Source organism: Streptomyces sp. NPDC055506 (assembly GCF_053643595.1).
The window spans coordinates 18,284-34,284 of the sequence record NZ_JBSHKH010000027.1; the positions used below are offsets into that span (position 1 = coordinate 18,284).

The 16,001-nt window shown below is 70.1% G+C and carries 17 protein-coding genes; 7 read left to right on the forward strand and 10 right to left on the reverse strand.

Annotated features, from left to right (window positions below):
• Positions 1 to 13 precede the first annotated feature (13 nt).
• Positions 14 to 1,612 (reverse strand): Na+/H+ antiporter, encoded by a 1,599-nt coding sequence (locus ACWIF2_RS13300; protein WP_454360301.1) that lies wholly within the window; start codon positions 1,610 to 1,612, stop codon positions 14 to 16.
• A gap of 62 nt (positions 1,613 to 1,674) precedes the next feature.
• On the opposite strand from ACWIF2_RS13300, the gene ACWIF2_RS13305 reads away from it, so the two are divergent.
• The 3 genes from ACWIF2_RS13305 (at position 1,675) to ACWIF2_RS13315 (ending at position 3,763) form a co-directional block, all read left to right on the forward strand.
• Positions 1,675 to 1,935, forward strand: a complete 261-nt coding sequence (locus ACWIF2_RS13305) for a UBP-type zinc finger domain-containing protein (RefSeq protein ID WP_454360303.1) — start codon at positions 1,675 to 1,677, stop codon at positions 1,933 to 1,935.
• A gap of 260 nt (positions 1,936 to 2,195) precedes the next feature.
• On the forward strand, positions 2,196 to 2,609 hold the full coding sequence (locus ACWIF2_RS13310; protein ID WP_003992877.1) for an ATP-binding protein: 414 nt from the start codon (positions 2,196 to 2,198) through the stop codon (positions 2,607 to 2,609).
• 17 nt (positions 2,610 to 2,626) lie between these two features.
• Positions 2,627 to 3,763 carry an RNA polymerase sigma factor SigF gene (locus tag ACWIF2_RS13315; RefSeq protein ID WP_454360304.1) on the forward strand — a complete coding sequence of 379 codons (1,137 nt, stop codon included), beginning with the start codon at positions 2,627 to 2,629 and terminating at the stop codon, positions 3,761 to 3,763.
• A gap of 3 nt (positions 3,764 to 3,766) precedes the next feature.
• Here ACWIF2_RS13315 and ACWIF2_RS13320 read toward each other — a convergent pair whose 3' ends face one another.
• The gene (locus ACWIF2_RS13320; protein WP_454360306.1) at positions 3,767 to 4,216 is read right to left on the reverse strand and encodes a hypothetical protein; all 450 of its coding nucleotides are present in this window, start codon (positions 4,214 to 4,216) and stop codon (positions 3,767 to 3,769) included.
• A gap of 116 nt (positions 4,217 to 4,332) precedes the next feature.
• Between ACWIF2_RS13320 and ACWIF2_RS13325 the strand changes: the two genes are divergently transcribed.
• Both ACWIF2_RS13325 and ACWIF2_RS13330 read left to right on the forward strand, forming a co-directional pair.
• The gene (locus tag ACWIF2_RS13325; RefSeq protein ID WP_215118593.1) at positions 4,333 to 5,301 is read left to right on the forward strand and encodes a diacylglycerol/lipid kinase family protein; all 969 of its coding nucleotides are present in this window, start codon (positions 4,333 to 4,335) and stop codon (positions 5,299 to 5,301) included.
• A 322-nt stretch (positions 5,302 to 5,623) separates the two neighbouring features.
• On the forward strand, positions 5,624 to 5,881 hold the full coding sequence (locus tag ACWIF2_RS13330; protein ID WP_016639615.1) for a WhiB family transcriptional regulator: 258 nt from the start codon (positions 5,624 to 5,626) through the stop codon (positions 5,879 to 5,881).
• A 185-nt stretch (positions 5,882 to 6,066) separates the two neighbouring features.
• On the opposite strand, the gene ACWIF2_RS13335 is transcribed toward ACWIF2_RS13330, so the two are convergent.
• Both ACWIF2_RS13335 and ACWIF2_RS13340 read right to left on the reverse strand, forming a co-directional pair.
• Positions 6,067 to 7,533, reverse strand: coding sequence for a sensor histidine kinase (locus tag ACWIF2_RS13335; protein ID WP_454360382.1), 1,467 nt, complete (start codon positions 7,531 to 7,533; stop codon positions 6,067 to 6,069).
• Between the two features lie 378 nt (positions 7,534 to 7,911).
• Entirely contained in the window at positions 7,912 to 8,610 is a 699-nt protein-coding gene (locus ACWIF2_RS13340; protein ID WP_454360308.1) for a TetR/AcrR family transcriptional regulator, read from the reverse strand.
• A gap of 96 nt (positions 8,611 to 8,706) precedes the next feature.
• On the opposite strand from ACWIF2_RS13340, the gene ACWIF2_RS13345 reads away from it, so the two are divergent.
• On the forward strand, positions 8,707 to 9,459 hold the full coding sequence (locus ACWIF2_RS13345; protein WP_454360310.1) for an SDR family oxidoreductase: 753 nt from the start codon (positions 8,707 to 8,709) through the stop codon (positions 9,457 to 9,459).
• Positions 9,460 to 9,569: 110 nt separating this feature from the next.
• Here the strand turns inward: ACWIF2_RS13345 and ACWIF2_RS13350 are convergent, their stop codons facing one another.
• Positions 9,570 to 10,640 carry an SIS domain-containing protein gene (locus ACWIF2_RS13350; protein ID WP_454360312.1) on the reverse strand — a complete coding sequence of 357 codons (1,071 nt, stop codon included), beginning with the start codon at positions 10,638 to 10,640 and terminating at the stop codon, positions 9,570 to 9,572.
• Positions 10,641 to 10,886: 246 nt separating this feature from the next.
• Between ACWIF2_RS13350 and nagB the strand changes: the two genes are divergently transcribed.
• Positions 10,887 to 11,672 carry a glucosamine-6-phosphate deaminase gene (gene nagB, locus ACWIF2_RS13355; RefSeq protein WP_454360314.1) on the forward strand — a complete coding sequence of 262 codons (786 nt, stop codon included), beginning with the start codon at positions 10,887 to 10,889 and terminating at the stop codon, positions 11,670 to 11,672.
• Between the two features lie 32 nt (positions 11,673 to 11,704).
• On the opposite strand, the gene ACWIF2_RS13360 is transcribed toward nagB, so the two are convergent.
• The 5 genes from ACWIF2_RS13360 to ACWIF2_RS13380 are packed head-to-tail and all read right to left on the reverse strand — an operon-like array spanning position 11,705 to position 15,977.
• Positions 11,705 to 12,256: a hypothetical protein gene (locus tag ACWIF2_RS13360; RefSeq protein WP_454360316.1), complete on the reverse strand. Its 552-nt coding sequence runs from the start codon at positions 12,254 to 12,256 to the stop codon at positions 11,705 to 11,707.
• The gene (locus tag ACWIF2_RS13365; RefSeq protein WP_184590604.1) at positions 12,253 to 12,501 is read right to left on the reverse strand and encodes a helix-turn-helix transcriptional regulator; all 249 of its coding nucleotides are present in this window, start codon (positions 12,499 to 12,501) and stop codon (positions 12,253 to 12,255) included. Before ACWIF2_RS13365 ends, ACWIF2_RS13360 begins: the two co-directional genes overlap by 4 nt.
• 30 nt (positions 12,502 to 12,531) lie before the next feature.
• Positions 12,532 to 14,142, reverse strand: a complete 1,611-nt coding sequence (locus ACWIF2_RS13370) for a glycoside hydrolase family 3 protein (protein WP_454360319.1) — start codon at positions 14,140 to 14,142, stop codon at positions 12,532 to 12,534.
• A 9-nt stretch (positions 14,143 to 14,151) separates the two neighbouring features.
• Positions 14,152 to 14,994: a carbohydrate ABC transporter permease gene (locus ACWIF2_RS13375; protein WP_454360320.1), complete on the reverse strand. Its 843-nt coding sequence runs from the start codon at positions 14,992 to 14,994 to the stop codon at positions 14,152 to 14,154.
• The gene (locus ACWIF2_RS13380) at positions 14,991 to 15,977 is read right to left on the reverse strand and encodes a carbohydrate ABC transporter permease (protein ID WP_454360322.1); all 987 of its coding nucleotides are present in this window, start codon (positions 15,975 to 15,977) and stop codon (positions 14,991 to 14,993) included. The genes ACWIF2_RS13375 and ACWIF2_RS13380 overlap by 4 nt, the downstream gene beginning before the upstream one ends.
• Positions 15,978 to 16,001 lie beyond the last annotated feature (24 nt).

The following is a 16,001-nucleotide window of genomic DNA, read 5'->3' on the forward strand; positions in this document are numbered from 1 at the left end:
TGCCGGCCCGCGGCTACGCCGCCTCCCGGAAGGCCGCCGCCTCCTCCAGGTCCAGCCTGCGCAGCAGGGTCCGCAGCATCTCGTCGTCGATGTACCGGGCGTCCCTGAGCCTGACGAACACCTCGCGCTCGGCGCTGATCATCTCCCGCGACAGCCGCCGGTAGGTGTCGTCGACGGACTCCCCGGTGATGGGGTTGGCCTGCCCGAGCCGTTCCCAGACGGCGTTGCGGCGGCGCTCCAGGACGATGCGCAGCCGGTCTGCGAGCGGGGCGGGCAGGGCGTTGCGCTCGTCGGCGAGGAGTTCGTCCAGGCGCCGCTCGGCGGCCCGGGAGGCCTGCGCCTGGGCGTTCGCCTCGGCAAGCGTCTCTGCCTGGGGGTCCCGCCCGGGGACCTTGAGCAGACGGATCAGCGGGGGCAGGGTCAGGCCCTGCACGACCAGGGTGCCGATGACCGTCGTGAAGGTCAGGAAGAGGATGAGGTTGCGGTGCGGGAAGGGTTCCTCTCCGTCGTGCATGGTCAGCGGGATGGAGAAGGCGATGGCCAGCGAGACCACACCCCGCATGCCGGCCCACGCGATGATGAACGGACCCTTCCATGTCGGGTTCTCCTCCCGCTCCCTGATCCGCGCCGACAGCAGCCGCGGCAGGAAGGTCGCCGGATACACCCAGACGAACCGGCTCACGACGACCACCAGGAAGACGGCGAGCGCGTACCAGGCGGCTTCGGCGCCCTCGTACTGTCCGAGACCTCTCAGGACCACCGGCAGCTGCAGTCCGATCAGCGCGAACACGACCGACTCCAGGACGAAGCCCACCATCTTCCACACCGCCTCCTCCTGGAGGCGCGTGGCGAAGTCGACCTCCCACGCGCGGTGCCCCAGGTAGAGCGCGACGACCACGACCGCGAGGACACCGGAGGCGTGCACCTGCTCGGCCACGGCGTAGGCGACGAACGGGATGAGCAGGGAGAGCGTGTTCTGCAGCAGCGCCTCCTTCACGTGCGTGCGCAGCCAGTGGATCGGCGCCATCAGCACCAGCCCGACCACGACACCGCCGACCGCCGCGAGCAGGAATTCGCCGATGCCCCCGGCCCAGGAGGCGCCCTCTCCGACGGCGGCCGCCAGGGCCACCCGGTAGGCGGTGATCGCGGTGGCGTCGTTCAGCAGGGACTCGCCCTGGAGGATCGTGGTGATCCGGGACGGCAGCCCGACCCGGCGCGCCACCGCGGTGGCCGCGACGGCGTCCGGCGGCGCGACGACCGCGCCGAAGACCAGCGCCGCGGTCAGCGGCAGGTCGGGCACGAGCAGGTACAGGGCCCAGCCGACGACGAAGGTCGCGAACAGCACGTACCCGACGGACAGCATCGCGACCGGCCTGAGCTGGGCCCGCAGGTCGAGATAGGAGCTGTCGGTGGCCGCCGTGTGCAGCAGCGGGGGCAGGATGAGCGGCAGGACGATGTGCGGGTCGAGCGTGTAGTCGGGCACCCCGGGGACGTAGCTGACCACCAGCCCGATCGCCACCAGCAGCAGCGGCGCAGGCACCGGGGTGCGCCGCGCCGCCGCGGCGATCGCGGCACTTCCCGCCACCAGCAACAGCAGTGGCATCACGTCCATCGTTCTCGCCCGCCCTCTTTTTTTCGCGCGGTCTTCCGCTCGACCGTCGTAACCTGGCAATCATGAAACAGTGCACGCACGCCGAGGCGCTGCCGCACCCCGAACCCGGCCCGCTCAGCGAGACGTGTCCGGAGTGCCTGGCGGAAGGCATGGATCCGGTACAACTACGGCTGTGCCTGAGCTGCGGTCACGTCGGCTGCTGCGACTCCTCGCCGGGGCGGCACGCGGCGGGGCACCACAAGGAGTCCGGCCATCCCGTGATGCGGACGCACGAGCCCGGGGAGACCTGGCGATGGTGCTTCGTCGACCATGTCCTGGTGTGACTCGGCAAGGCCCCGGCGGCGGACGGTTCGACCGTCTGACGTCTGGGTACGTCAACCCGGCGCGCGCTCTTCCCATTTGGGCCCGCCCAACCCCTAGACACGGAGCGTATCCACAGGTTTACTGTGAGTGACGACAAGGGGTTGGGGTCCCGGGGACAGGACCGTCGAGAGCGCGATAGCGTCACCGCTGAACCACGTATCGCGTTATCCCGGGGGGCGACCCTCGGCCCTGAAACGCTTGTACCACCATGGAGGTGAGGGTGTCCCAGATCGCAGGCGAGCCCGCGACCCAGGACTTCGTGGAAGTCCGGCTGCCGGCCGCGGGTGCCTACCTGTCGGTGCTGCGTACGGCCACGGCCGGTCTCGCGGCCCGTTTGGACTTCACCCTCGACGAGATCGAGGACCTGCGCATCGCGGTGGACGAGGCCTGCGCGATCCTGCTTCAGCAGGCCGTGCCAGGCTCGGTGCTCAGTTGTGTATTCCGCCTCGTCGACGACTCACTCGAGGTCACTGTCTCGGCACCGACCACGGATGGCCATGCCCCCTCGCGGGACACCTTCGCCTGGACCGTCCTGTCGGCCCTCGCGGGCAAGGTCTCCTCTGCCGTGGACAAGGACAAAACCGTTTCGATCAGCCTCTACAAACAGCGCGGCGCGGGACCCGGGCCGGCGTGAGGAGCGAGGACGGGCCGGTGCGGGACGAAGAGCGCAGCACACGAGAGCTGCCGGCCGAGGGCACGGGCACGAGCGGTCCGAGCGGGGCCCGGCGCATGGCGGACGGCATCGACGGCATCCCCGAGCAGGCCCGCCCGCACCCTGAGGACGACTCCACGGGAGCCGTCCTCCCGGGCGGCGGGCCGCTGGAGCAGGGCGGTGCCGTGCGGAGCGCGCCTCCGGGCGGGGGGATCACCGCATCCCCTGTCCCAGGGGGTCCTCCCACTCACGCGAAGTCAAGAGTGGCGGAGGAGGCGAGGGCTCGGGGAAGGGCGACGGGCGGGACGATGAGCGAGCACGAGCGAGACTCCGAGCATCAGGCGCCGAAGGTGCACCACGCACAGGGTGCGCACCACGGCTCTCCGGACCGCAGCGGGGCGCGCGAGATGTTCCTCAAGCTGCGCACCCTGGGAGACGGCAGTCCGGAGTACGCGGAACTGCGCAACCAGCTGGTCCGCATGCACCTGCCACTCGTCGAGCATCTCGCGCGCCGCTTCCGCAACCGCGGCGAGCCGCTGGACGACCTCACCCAGGTCGCCACCATCGGACTGATCAAGTCGGTCGACCGCTTCGACCCGGATCGCGGCGTGGAGTTCTCGACGTACGCGACCCCGACGGTCGTCGGCGAGATCAAGCGGCACTTCCGCGACAAGGGCTGGGCGGTGCGCGTGCCGCGCCGGCTGCAGGAGCTGCGCCTGGCGCTGACCACGGCGACGGCCGAGCTCTCGCAGCTGCACGGCCGCTCCCCCACGGTCCACGAGCTCGCCGAGAAACTGGCGATCTCGGAGGAGGAGGTCCTGGAGGGCCTGGAGTCCGCCAACGCGTACTCCACGCTGTCCCTGGACGTCCCCGACACCGACGACGAGTCCCCGGCGGTCGCTGACACCCTCGGCGCGGAGGACGAGGCGCTGGAGGGCGTGGAGTACCGGGAGTCCCTCAAGCCGCTGCTGGAGGACCTGCCGCCGCGGGAGAAGCGGATCCTGCTGCTGCGGTTCTTCGGCAACATGACCCAGTCGCAGATCGCGCAGGAGGTCGGCATCTCACAGATGCACGTCTCGCGGCTGCTGGCGCGCACGCTCGCGCAGCTGCGGGAGAAGCTCCTCGTCGAGGAGTGACGGCTACTTCTCCACGTTGCCGGGGTTGCCGGGCCCGCGGATCCCCAGGGCCCGGGTCGTCTCGGGGTTCACCAGCAGGACGAGCGCCGTGACGGCCACGACCGCGAGGGCGATCCCGGCCGGAATGGCCATGCTGTCGGCCTGGAGCAGGTTGTAGGCCACCGGCAGCGCGATGAGCTGCGTGATGACGGCCGGGCCGCGGCTCCAGCTGCGCAGGGCGAGCAGACCACGGGCCGCGAGCAGCGGCAGCAGTGCGAGCACGACCAGCGTGACGCCTCCGGTCACCGCCTGCTGCCGGTCGTCCGGGTGCCCCGTGAGGCCGAGGACGAGGATCCAGACGCCGCCGACGACCAGCGCGAGTCCCTCCAGCGCGGCCAGCAGCGCGGCGTATGTCAGGCGCCGGGGGCGGGGGCCGGTGGTTTCCTCGGTGGTGGGGGTCTGCTCACTGCTCACCCCTGAAGAGTAGCCCTCGCCCTACGAGCCCCCCGTGGCGAGGTTCACCCCTGGTCTCTTACCTGATCCCTACCTCGGTCTGGGCCCGGTACCCCCCAGTAGGTACGCTGCCAGTCATGCGTGCACTTCTCGTGGTCAATCCGGCGGCAACCACCACCAGTGCGCGCACGCGCGACGTACTGATCCACGCGCTCGCCAGCGAGATGAAGCTGGAGGCGGTCACCACCGAGTACCGCGGCCACGCGCGCGACCTGGGCCGGCAGGCGGCGGACAGCGAGGACATAGACCTGGTGGTGGCCCTCGGCGGCGACGGCACGGTCAACGAAGTGGTCAACGGCCTCCTGCATGCCGGCCCCGCCCCGGGGCATCTCCCCGGCCTCGCCGTGGTCCCGGGCGGCTCCACCAATGTCTTCGCCCGCGCCCTCGGCCTGCCCAATGACGCGGTGGAGGCCACCGGCGCGCTGCTGGACGCCCTGCGCGACGGCAGCGAACGCACCGTGGGCCTGGGTCTGGCCTCGGGTACACCCGGCACGGAGGACGAGACGGTGCCGGCCCGCTGGTTCACCTTCAACGCGGGCCTCGGCTTCGACGCCGGTGTGGTGGGTCGTGTGGAGCAGCACCGCGAGCGGGGCCGGAAATCCACACACGCTCTCTACGTACGCCAGGTCGTGCGCCAGCTTCTCGGTGAGACCAACCGCCGGCACGGCATGATCACGCTGGAGCGGGCCGGCGAGGATCCGGTCACCGATCTGGTGCTGTCCATAGTCTCGAACACTTCCCCGTGGACGTTTCTGGGGAATCGCCCGATCTACGCGGCGCCTAAGGCCTCGTTCGATACCGGCCTCGATCTCTTCGGTCTCAGCCGTCTGTCCACCGCCGCTGTTGCCCGGTATGGGACCCAGTTGCTCACTTCGTCCCCCGAGCGTGGACCCCATGGCAAACACGCCACTTCCCTGCACGACTTGACCGAGTTCACCTTGCATTCCAAGGTGCCGCTCCCCCTCCAGATGGACGGTGACCACCTGGGCCTGCGAACGAGCGTGACGTTCACAGGCGTACGCCGTGCACTGCGTGTGATTGTGTGAGCAGAACTGGCTAAAGTCCTTTCACTCGAACGTTTAGGCCAGGATCCACCCCATGGAAGTACGGCTGTGACCTAGTCGACACCGAAGAATCAAAAAAAACTTTCCAGAAGGGGTTGTATCCGCCGCTGAGGTTTGCGAGTCTCTACGTGGCGATCGGGACGGCCCGCAACACCGGCCTCCACTGATCACCAGAATCCCCCTTCAAAACACAGGACCCACGCCAGGGAACCTGGCAGTTGGCCCTTCACTTGTTGAGGGATTCGTGAAAGCGTTCACATTCACAAGCAAGCCCTGCACGTAATACCAAGGAGAGGTAGCAGCCATGGACTGGCGTCACAACGCCGTTTGCCGCGAGGAAGACCCCGAGCTCTTCTTCCCCATCGGCAACACCGGTCCTGCGCTGCTGCAGATCGAGGAAGCCAAGGCCGTCTGCCGTCGCTGCCCGGTGATGGAGCAGTGTCTGCAGTGGGCGCTCGAGTCCGGCCAGGACTCCGGCGTCTGGGGTGGTCTCAGCGAGGACGAGCGCCGTGCCATGAAGCGCCGCGCCGCCCGCAACCGGGCCCGTCAGGCCTCCGCCTGACAACCCACCCCTGCTGACAGCCTGAGCTTGGCGGCGCGTACAGCGAGTACGCATCTCCCGCCCCCGAGCCGCAGCGCGCAGTTCCCCCGATGCGCTTAGCAAAGCAGCAACGAGCTTGAGCCCCGGGCCACCAAGTGGCCCGGGGCTCAATGCTGTTCAGGGCGTTTCGGCGCCTCGGCCGTTTCCTACTTCTGTGAGCGCACCGGGATGTCGAGGATCACCCGGGTCCCGCGCTCCGGGGCCGGGACCATGTCGAAGGTGCCGCCCAACTCGCCCTCCACCAGGGTCCGTACGATCTGCAGGCCGAGGTTGCCCGCGGTGTGCGGATCGAAGCCCTCCGGCAGTCCGACGCCGTCGTCCTGGACGGTGACCAGCAGTCGGGCCTCCTTGCTCGTGCCACCGCGGATCGCCGACACCTCGACCGTGCCGGTGTCGCCCTCGCGGAAGCCGTGCTCCAGGGCGTTCTGCAGAACCTCGGTCAGCACCATCGACAAGGGTGTGGCGACCTCGGCGTCGAGGATGCCGAAGCGGCCGGTGCGCCGGCCCGTGACCTTGCCCGGGGAGATCTCCGCGACCATGGCCAGGACACGGTCGGCGATGTCGTCGAACTCGACGCGCTCGTCCAGATTCTGAGAGAGCGTCTCGTGCACGATCGCAATCGAACCGACCCGTCGCACCGCTTCCTCGAGTGCTTCGCGGCCGCGGTCGGACTCGATGCGCCGGGCTTGGAGGCGGAGCAGGGCCGCCACCGTCTGGAGGTTGTTCTTGACCCGGTGGTGGATCTCCCGGATCGTCGCGTCCTTGGTGATCAACTCGCGTTCGCGGCGGCGGAGTTCGGTGACGTCACGGAGCAGGACCAGCGAGCCGATACGGGTGCCCTTGGGGCTGAGGGGGATCGCGCGGAACTGGATCACCCCGTCGCTGGCCTCGATCTCGAACTCGCGCGGCGCCCAGCCGCTGGCCACCTTGGCGAGCGCCTCGTCCACGGGGCCCCGGGTCGGGGCGAGTTCCGCGGTGGTCCTGCCCAGGTGCTGGCCGACGAGGTCGGAGGCGAGGCCGAGACGGTGGTAGGCGGAGAGGGCGTTCGGTGAGGCGTACTGGACGAGGGCATCGGCGTCGAGCCGGATCAGGCCGTCGCCCACGCGGGGCGAGGCGTCCATGTCGAGCTGCTGGTTCGCGAACGGGAAGGAGCCGGCCGCGATCATCTGTGCGAGGTCGGAGGCGCTCTGCAGATAGGTGAGCTCCAGGCGGCTCGGGGTGCGCACGGTGAGGAGGTTGGTGTTGCGCGCGATGACGCCGAGGACGCGTCCCTCCCGCCGTACGGGGATCGACTCGACCCGGACGGGGACCTCTTCGCGCCACTCGGGGTCGCCCTCACGCACGATGCGGCCCTCGTCGAGGGCGGCGTCCAGCATGGGACGGCGGCCTCGCGGGACCAGGTGGCCCACCATGTCGTCCTGGTACGAGGTCGGGCCGGTGTTGGGCCGCATCTGGGCGACCGAGACGTACCGGGTGCCGTCGCTCGTGGGGACCCACAGGACCAGGTCGGCGAAGGAGAGGTCGGAGAGCAGCTGCCACTCCGAGACCAGCAGGTGCAGCCACTCGAGATCGGTGTCGTCGAGTGCGGTGTGCTGGCGTACGAGTTCGTTCATGGAGGGCACGTGTGCGAGCGTACCCGGGGGTTTGTACGGCTCTGAAATGTTCGGATCCCGTCCGGGCCCGGAAACACCCGCGGGCCGCGGCGCCTGAGAGGGACCCTCAACCCTCCCGGCACCGCAGCCCGGAGCAGCATCGGCCGTGGGGTGTGCGGTCCCGGTCGGCCGAAGGATGAGGACCCGGGGCAGTCAGGGCAGAGAGCCTCGGTTCCTCGGTCCGTCCTCCTGTGCGGGGAAGACGGAGGCTTGTACGCGCTTCGCAAGCGCCCTCGTACGCATTGTGGACTAGACCACTAGGGGGTGTCCATGCGTTGGAGGCTGTTCGTTGTTGTGCTGTCTTCCGCGCATCGGACGTACTGGCGTCCACCATGCAGCCTAACCCTTGTGGGTTCCTGTGCGGGGCCAGATGGTCATGGCAATTTTCGCGACCGCCTCCAGTTCCTCCCGGCTCGCCCCGTCCCGCGCCTGTTGTGACATGCCCTGGATCATCGCCCCGACATGGCGGGCCAGGGCGGAGGCGTCGGTGGCCGAGGGCAGCACACCGGCGACGACATCGGCCCTGATGCGGCTCTCGAACGCGGCGATGTTGGCGTTGCGGCGGTCCCGCAGCGACTGTTCGACCTCGGTGTCCGAGCAGTTCGTGGCGGCGTGGACGACGAGACAGCCGTGCGGGTGGCCGGGTTCCGTGTACGCGGTGGCGGCCTCGCGCAGCGCGCGTTCGACGGCCGCCCGGGCGGTGGGCTCCTCGGCGAGGGCGCGGTCGGTGAACGAGCCGTGCCCCGTGCCGTACACGCGGACGACCTCCCCGAAGAGGGACCGCTTGTCGCCGAAGGCCGCGTAGAGGCTGGGGGCGCCGATGTCCATGACGCGGGTGAGATCGGAGACGGACGTGGCCTCGTAACCGTGCTCCCAGAAGGCCAGCAGGGCCTTCTCCAGCGCGGTCCCGCGATCGAAGGAGCGGGGGCGGCCGCGAGGCCTGCCCTTCTTCTTGCCCTCGCCGGCGGTCTCCACCTTCCGGGTGTCCGCGGTGGCATGCCTCTCGGTCTTCGCGGTCGTGTCGTCGCCGTTCACCATGGGGTGCATTTTATAGCGGGCACTAGAGAAATGTCGGCGGGCTGCTGTACGGTTTTTTTGTAGCGACCACTAGGAAAATACGAAGGGGGCGCAGCCATGGGCGTGCTCACGGGCCGGACGGCACTCGTCACGGGGGCGAGCAGGGGCATCGGGCGAGGGATCGCCGAGCGACTGGGGCGCGACGGCGCTCGGGTCGCGGTGCACTACGGCAGGAGCGAGGCGGCGGCGAAGGAGACAGTCGCGGCGATCGAGGCGGCGGGCGGCTCGGCGTTCACGGTGGGCGTCGAGCTCGGAGTACCGGGCGACGCCGAGGCGCTGTGGGAGGAGTTCGACCGGCACGCGGACGGGCTCGACATCCTGGTGAACAACGCGGGGATCGGGAAGGCACGACCGATCGGGGAACTGGAAGAGCGAGAGTACGACGAGGTCTTCGCGGTCAACGTGAAGGCGCCGTTCTTCATCCTTAAGCACGGTATGACGCGACTGCGGGACGGTGGCCGGGTCGTCAACATCTCGTCGGGCCTGGCTCGGACGGCGGCGATGCCGGACAACGTGGCGTACGCGATGACGAAGGGCGCACTGGACGTCCTCTCACGGGACCTGTCCAAGGTGCTGGGCCCTCGGGGCATCACGGTGAACTCGGTGGCGCCCGGGATCATCGAGACGGACAACACGGCCGAACTGCTCCACGGAAGTGCCGACGGCTGGGCGAAGGCCGCGGCGATATCGGCTCTGGGCGGAGTGGGCGAGCCCGCCGAGGTCGCCGACGTGGTGGCGTTCCTGGCCTCGGACGGGGGCCGGTGGGTGACGGGGAGCTGGGTTGATGTGACGGGGGGGTCCCTGACGTAGCGGGGCGCGGGCGACCTCGGGGGCGGCACGCTCGCCCGCACCCAAGCCGGCTTCGCGCGACGGCGGTCAGGACCGAGGCAACTCCCCCAGCGCCCGTGCGTCCCCGTGGTTCAGCGCGTCTCCGTCACCTTCGCCAGGGCGCGAGGCGCGTCCGGGTCCTGGCCACGGGCGATGGTGACCTCGTAGGCGAGGAGTTGGAGGGGGATGATCTCCAGAACGGGCTGCACCTCTTCGGCCACGCCGTCCGTCGGCAGGGCGAAGCCGGCCGACGCCTGCTCGACCTGGTGCCCGGGGCCGATGATGACCAGGTCGGCGCCGCGACCGCGCAGCCGGTCGAGGACGGGCTGGAGCGCTTCGCCGCCCTTGCCGTCGGTGACCACGGCGATGACCGGGGAGACGTTGTCCACCATGGCGAGCGGACCGTGCAGCAGATCGGCGCCGGAGTAGGAGAGGGCGGGGATGTAGCTGGTCTCCATCAGCTTGAGGGCGGCCTCCTTGGCCGTGGGGTAGCCGTAGCCGCGCGAGGTGATCACCATGCGTTGGGCGAAGCGGTAGCGGGCGGCGAGGGTGCGCACCTCGTCCTGCCGGGCGAGCAGTTGCCCGGCGAGGTCCGGCAGGACGTGCGCGGGGCCGCCGTCGCCGCCGCGCAGGCCTTCGACGAACAGGTAGAGCGCGAGGAGGGAGGCGGTGTAGGTCTTGGTCGCGGGGAGCGCCTTCTCCGGTCCGGCCATGATGTCGATGTGGTACTCGGAGACGTCGGCGAGCGGCGAGTCGGGGTTGTTCGTGACGGCCAGGGTGATCGCGCCGGCCTCGCGGGCGGCCCGGGTCGAGGCGACCAGGTCCGGGGAGCCGCCGGACTGGCTGACGGTGACGACGAGGACGTCCGTGAGGTCGGGGCGGGCGCCGTAGGCCGTGGTGGTGGACATCGACGTGAGTCCGCAAGGCAGGCCGAGGCGGATCTCCAGTAGGTACTTGGCGTAGAGCGCGGCGTTGTCCGAGGTGCCGCGGGCGGTCAGCAGGACGAAGCGGGGTGTGCGGGCGGCGATCCGCCGTGCCACGTCCCGGATGGCGGGGGCGCCGTCGGCCAGGATCCGGCGCAGAACTGCGGGCTGCTCCGCCATCTCCCTGGCCATGGTCCGGCCCGGGATGTCGCTGAAGGGGTCCGGTGTGGCGGCGGTCATGGCGGGTTCCTTCCGTGGCGGGGCGTCGGCAGTTCCCATTCCACTCCCCCGGGCCGGAGAACGCCCCCGCGGGACCGGCACTGTTCACCTGGTCGAGGCCTGGTCGGCACAGTCGTGCCGGCTGCCCGGGAGCGAGTGCGTACACCCTGGGAGCAGCAGCCCCGCTCTGTTAGATTGGTCTAAACCACATGCCCCTTCGAGGGTCCAGTCCCAGTCGAGCACTCCTCTCAGATCGGCAGGCCCAGCGTGGAAGTTGTCATCGTTCCGGACGCCAAGGCGGGCGGCGAGCTCATCGCCGAGGCCATGGCCCAGCTGCTCCGGCGCAAGCCCGACGCGCTGCTCGGTGTGGCGACGGGCTCGACGCCGCTGCCCGTGTACGAGGCGCTGGCGACCAAGGTGCTCTCCGGTGCCGTGGATGTCGCGGAGGCGCGGATCGCGCAGCTCGACGAGTATGTGGGGCTGCCCGCCGACCATCCGGAGTCGTACCGCTCGGTGCTGCGGCGTGAGGTGCTGGAGCCGCTCGGGATAGGGATGGGCCGGTTCACGGGCCCGGACGGCACCGCTGAGGATGTGCAGGCCGCGTGCGAGGCGTACGACAAGGCGCTGTCGGACGCCGGGGGTGTGGACCTTCAGCTGCTCGGGATCGGGACCGACGGGCACATAGGGTTCAACGAGCCGTGCTCGTCGCTGGCGTCGCGGACCCGGATCAAGACGCTGACCGAGCAGACCCGGATCGACAACGCGCGGTTCTTCGACGGCGACATCGATCAGGTGCCGCATCACGTGATCACCCAGGGCATCGGGACCATCCTGGAGGCCCGGCACCTGGTGCTGCTCGCCACCGGCGAGGGCAAGGCGGACGCGGTCGCGGCGACGGTGGAGGGGCCGGTGGCCGCGGTGTGCCCCGCGTCCGCGCTCCAGCTCCACCCACACGCGACCGTCGTCGTCGACGAGGCCGCCGCGTCGAAGCTGAAGCTGGCGGACTACTTCCGGCACACATACGTCAACAAGCCGGAGTGGCAGGGGATCTAGGGGCCTGTCGGCGCAGTCCCTTTTCGTTCGGTTCATGCCGCGGGCGCGGGGGCCTCGCGTTCCGGTACGTCGTCCTCGGCCGGTTCGTCCTGGGCACGCAGGCCGGCGACCCAGAGTGGCATCACCCAGTGGACGACGAAGACGGCGATGAGCAGGGGCGCGGCGTAGGCCTTTGGGGCGTCGCCGTCGGCGAGGCCCGCCGCGAGCAGGGCGCTTATGGCTGCCGCGAGGAGCAGGGTCGTCATGCGGTGGGCGCGGGCCAGGACGCGGCTGCGTTCCGCCGACTGCCGCTCGTCCAGAACGCGTTCGCGCAGCTCCAGCAGGCCCCTGGTGGCGCCGTTGATGACGCCGGTCGCAATCATCCACGGGAGCAGCAGTACGGCCATCGCGACGACGGGCCACAGCGGTTCGCCCTCGGCGAGGAAGAAGTGGGTCATCAGTCCGCCGAGGGCCACGGTGAGGGTGATGTGCGCCGCGACGGCCAGACGTCGGCGGGCCGCCGTGGCGTACCAGGCCTGGCCCCGGCGGTCGTTCATCAGCCGCAGCATGCTCCGGTCGTAGCGGGTCAGGCGTGTCGTCGTCATGGCTGGTTCCTCCCGTAGACCTCGTCCGTGAGCGGCCGGAACGGTTCGAGGGAGAACACGGCCTCGACCGGCAGGCCGAAGAACTTCGAGATCTTCAGCGCCAGGTCGAGGCTCGGGTTGTACTGCCCTCGCTCGATGTAGCCGATGGTCTGGTAGTGGGCTCCCACTGCCTCGGCCAGGCTCTGGCGCGACACCTTCCGTTCGGCACGCACCATGGCCAACCTGTTGTGCACCTGCTCGCTCATGTATAAGAAGTACTACATTCGGATGCAGCCTTACAACCCGCTGACCCCGGTGAGACCGGTGATCACCTCGGCTGCCGCCCGGCCGCAGACGCGGGCCGCGCCATGGGTGGCGATGTGCAGGGCGCCGCGCGGGGCGGCCTGGGGGACGCCCATCTCGACCACGACGGTGTCCGGGCGGGCGGCCAGGAGGGTGTCGAGGGCCGAGGCCATCCAGGGGTGACGGTGTTCGTCGCGGACGACGGCGACGATGCGGCGCGGACCGGCCGCCTGGAGTGCCGCGCGTCCGGCGCTCGCCCCGCTCTTCCCGTCCGTGTCGACCCTGCCGTCGCCGCCGTCCGTGTCGGTAGGGCCGTCGCCGCCGTGCTTGCCGTCCTTGCCGTCCCCGGCGGAGAAGCTGCCGGTCACGGTGCCCGGCAGGAGGTGGATGAGTTCCGCGGCGACGCCCCACGGGGTCTCGTCGCCGACCGCGATGTTGGCGACGGGGGTGAGGGCGGCGACGTAGGGCGGCTCGGTGAGGGGCTTGAAGCTCTCCGGGCGCTCCAGGCCCGGAGCGACGGTGACCGTGAGGGCACGGCGGGCGGCACGCAGGCCGATCTCGTCGGCGTGCGGGGCCTCGGGTGCGGGGGCTGCCGTGCCCGTCCAGCGGGCCAGGGCGCGTACCCGGTCGGCGGCGTCGGCGAGGCGTTCCTCCGGCAGTTCGCCCGCGCGTACCGCCGTGACCAGGGCGTCGCGCAGCCGCAGTACGGTCGCGTCGTCGGCCAGGCCGCCGCCGACGCAGATCGCGTCGGCTCCGGCGGCGACGGCGAGGACGCTGCCGCGTTCGATGCCGTAGGTGCCCGCGATGGCCCGCATCTCCATGCCGTCGGTGACGATGAGGCCGTCGTAGCCGAGTTCGCCGCGCAGCAGGCCGGTCAGGATCCGCCGGGAGAGTGTGGCCGGGTGGTCGGGGTCCAGGGCCGGGACCAGGATGTGGGCGCTCATCACGGCCCGGGTGCCGGCGGCGATGGCAGCGCGGAACGGGGTGAGTTCGCGGTCGGCGAGCACGTCCGCGGGGACGTCGATGTGCGGGAGGGAGTGGTGGGAGTCGACGGCCGTGTCGCCGTGGCCGGGGAAGTGCTTGGTGCAGGCTGCGACCCCGGCCGACTGGATGCCTTCGACGTAGGCGGCGGTGTGCCGGGCGGCCAGGGCCGTGTCGGCGCCGAAGGAGCGGACGCCGATCACCGGGTTGGACGGGTTGGAGTTCACGTCGGCGGAGGGGGCCCAGTTGAGGTTCACGCCGCAGGCCGCGAGGCGGCGGCCCAGTTCGTGGGCGACGGCTCGCGTCAGCTCGACGTCGTCGACCGCGCCGAGCGCGTGGTTGCCGGGGAAGGAGGAGCCGGACCGCACCTCCAGGCGGGTCACGTCACCGCCTTCCTCGTCGATCGCGACCAGGACGTCGTCGCGCTCGGCCCGCAGCTGCGCGGTGAGCGCGGCCAGTTGGCCGGGCGAGGCGATGTTGCGGCCGAACAGACCGACGGAGGCGAGGCCCTCACCGAGCCGGCGCAGCAGCCAGTCGGGGGCGGTGGTGCCGGTGAAGCCGGGCTGGAGAACCGTCAGGGCGTCACGCGTGAGCGTGTCGGCACCGCTGGCGAGTGTCGTCATCGGGTGGGGTCATCCCTTCACGGCGCCCGCGGTCAGGCCCGCGGCCATCTTGCGCTGGACGAGGAGGAAGAGGGCGACGATGGGCACGGCCATCATCGTGGCGCCGGCCATCATCGGGGCGTATTCGGTGCCGTGCTTGGTGGTGAAGTTGCCGAGCCAGACGGTCGCGGTCTGGTTCTTCTGGCTGAGCAGCATCAGGGCGTAGAGGTACTCGTTCCAGGCCTGGATGAAGCCGTAGACCGAGGTGGCGACCATGCCGGGGGCCAGGAGCGGGAAGACGACCCGGAGGAAGGCGCCCGTGCGGGAGCAGCCGTCGACCATGGCCGCCTCCTCCAGTTCCTTAGGGATGTTGACGATGAAGCCGCGCAGCGTCCACACCGTGAACGGGAGGATGAAGGTCAGGTACGTGATGATGAGGCCGGTCAGCCGGTCGTACTGGCCCAGGTCGTTGAGCAGCAGGAACACCGGGATGATCATGGCGACGAGCGGCACCATCTGGACCGCCAGGATGCCCACGATCACGATCTTCCGGCCGCGGAAGGCGAACCGGGAGATGGCGAGCGCGGCGAGCAGCCCGACGACCATGCCGATGACGACGACCGCCAGCGACACCACCAGGCTGCGGCCCACCGGGCCCCAGAAGTCGGCGATGTCCAGCGCCCGGCCGAAGTTGGCGAAGGTGATGCCGGTGGGCAGCAGGCTCGGGTCCGGGTCGATGGCGTCCTTGGCGGGCTTGAACGCCGTGTTGAGCATCCAGTAGAGCGGGAAGCCGACGACGACGAAGACCAGGAGGCCGAGGAGGTTCCAGCCGAGCCGCGACTTACGGCGGCCGGCTCCGGCGAGCGTGCTCATTCGACCTCTCCGATCTTCAGCATCTGCCGCATGTAGACGGCGACCACGCCGAGCAGCAGCAGGACGGTGATCAGCGCGATGGCCGAGCCCTGCGCGTAGTCGTTGACCACGAACGCCCGGTCGTAGGAGTAGGTGTTGAGGACCTGGAACTCCGGCTCGGGGTGGCCGTTGCGCATGACGAACACCTGGGGGAAGACGCCCATGTCCCAGATGACCGACAGGGTCGTGAGCATCACGATGATCGGCTTGAGGACGGGCAGGGTGACGTAGCGGAAGACGCCCCAGGAGCCGGCGCCGTCCAGGCGGGCCGCCTCCTCAAGTTCCTTCGGGACCTGGGTGAGTCCCGCGCTGAGCGTGATGACCACGAAGGGGACCGCTCCCCACACCACCAGCAGCATGATCACGGCCAGGCCCTCGGGCCCGCTCGCGAACCAGTTGTGGCCGATCATCTCGACGCCGGGCAGCTTGCTGAGCAGCGCGTTGAAGACGCCGTAGTCCGAGTCGAAGAGCCACTTGAAGACCGTGGTCGCCACGATCACCGGCATGCCCCAGCTCGCCACCAGCACGATGTTGATGAGCACCTTCAGCCAGCCGGAGACCCGCTGGAGCAGCAGGGCGAGCGCCATGCCGATCACCATCGTGAAGACGACGGCCCCGGCGGCGAAGACGATGGTGCGCAGGACGACGGCCCAGAACTCGCCGTCGCCCAGCACCTTGGCGAAGTTGTCGAACCCGACCGACTCGGCAGGCTGGAAGCCCCACAGCTGGGACTGCCCGAACTTCTGGAAGGAGAGGGTGACCAGCCGGGCCAGCGGATAGCCCATGACCAGGGCGAGGATCAGCAGGCAGGGCGCGAGCAGCAGCCAGGGGGCCGTGGCCCCACCCGACGGCCGCTTCACCCGTGGCGGCGCGTCGGCGGTGGGTGGCGGTGCCTGTCGTGGTGGCGGCACCTTGGCGGGGGTGGTGGTGTCTGCGGCACTCATCGCGTGCTCCTCGGCGGTCCCTCA

What these genes read in the sequence shown, in the direction of transcription:
- ACWIF2_RS13300 (WP_454360301.1), bottom strand. Translation starts at nt 1,612, where the DNA reads ATGGACGTGATGCCACTGCTGTTGCTGGTGGCGGGAAGTGCCGCGATC.
- ACWIF2_RS13305 (WP_454360303.1), top strand. Translation starts at nt 1,675, where the DNA reads ATGAAACAGTGCACGCACGCCGAGGCGCTGCCGCACCCCGAACCCGGC.
- ACWIF2_RS13325 (WP_215118593.1), top strand. Translation starts at nt 4,333, where the DNA reads ATGCGTGCACTTCTCGTGGTCAATCCGGCGGCAACCACCACCAGTGCG.
- ACWIF2_RS13330 (WP_016639615.1), top strand. Translation starts at nt 5,624, where the DNA reads ATGGACTGGCGTCACAACGCCGTTTGCCGCGAGGAAGACCCCGAGCTC.
- ACWIF2_RS13335 (WP_454360382.1), bottom strand. Translation starts at nt 7,533, where the DNA reads ATGAACGAACTCGTACGCCAGCACACCGCACTCGACGACACCGATCTC.
- ACWIF2_RS13340 (WP_454360308.1), bottom strand. Translation starts at nt 8,610, where the DNA reads ATGGTGAACGGCGACGACACGACCGCGAAGACCGAGAGGCATGCCACC.
- ACWIF2_RS13345 (WP_454360310.1), top strand. Translation starts at nt 8,707, where the DNA reads ATGGGCGTGCTCACGGGCCGGACGGCACTCGTCACGGGGGCGAGCAGG.
- ACWIF2_RS13350 (WP_454360312.1), bottom strand. Translation starts at nt 10,640, where the DNA reads ATGACCGCCGCCACACCGGACCCCTTCAGCGACATCCCGGGCCGGACC.
- ACWIF2_RS13360 (WP_454360316.1), bottom strand. Translation starts at nt 12,256, where the DNA reads ATGACGACGACACGCCTGACCCGCTACGACCGGAGCATGCTGCGGCTG.
- ACWIF2_RS13365 (WP_184590604.1), bottom strand. Translation starts at nt 12,501, where the DNA reads ATGAGCGAGCAGGTGCACAACAGGTTGGCCATGGTGCGTGCCGAACGG.
- ACWIF2_RS13370 (WP_454360319.1), bottom strand. Translation starts at nt 14,142, where the DNA reads ATGACGACACTCGCCAGCGGTGCCGACACGCTCACGCGTGACGCCCTG.
- ACWIF2_RS13375 (WP_454360320.1), bottom strand. Translation starts at nt 14,994, where the DNA reads ATGAGCACGCTCGCCGGAGCCGGCCGCCGTAAGTCGCGGCTCGGCTGG.
- ACWIF2_RS13380 (WP_454360322.1), bottom strand. Translation starts at nt 15,977, where the DNA reads ATGAGTGCCGCAGACACCACCACCCCCGCCAAGGTGCCGCCACCACGA.